Below are 603 nucleotides of genomic sequence, written 5' to 3' on the forward strand. Positions count from 1 at the left end.
TATCGATAAGGTCGTGAGTAGTGATGGCCATATTACGTGGTTTGATGTGGTGAAATCGCCGTTTAAAGACAAGGCATCGGGTACGAATGGCGTTCTTATCATGGCGCGTGATATTTCAGAGCGTTATCTCGCCGAGCAAAAACTTGAACAAGCGAACCTTGAACTTGAGAAATTGAGCTTTATGGACAGCTTGACGCAAGTGGCGAATAGACGCCGATTTGATGAACGTCTTCATGTACTTTGGTATCACCACATTCGTGAAAAATTGCCTTTGACTATCATGTTGTGCGACATCGACTTCTTTAAAGATTACAACGACTGTTACGGACACCAACAAGGCGACGAGGCGTTGATTCGTGTCGCGGCGGTCTTCAAGCAAGTGGTCAACCGTTCTTCAGACTGCGTGGCTCGATACGGTGGTGAAGAATTTGGTTTTATCTTGCCAAACACGACAACAGAAGGCGCAGAGCAAGTCGCTCAACGCATTCATCAACAGATTAGACAGCTTGATATGGAGCACGGTAGTTCGGAAGCTTCAGAACATCTCAGTGTGAGTATCGGCTTTGTTTCTTACGTTCCTCAGCATGGTGATGAACCTGAAAT

1 protein-coding gene is annotated in these 603 nt (G+C 45.9%); it reads left to right on the forward strand.

Translation table 11 applies throughout. The features are described 5' to 3' along the window. Positions 1-603 (forward strand): sensor domain-containing diguanylate cyclase (locus R7Q48_RS28915; RefSeq protein WP_318133790.1); only part of this gene is annotated, 603 nt, incomplete at both ends.

Source organism: Vibrio sp. 378 (assembly GCF_033339435.1).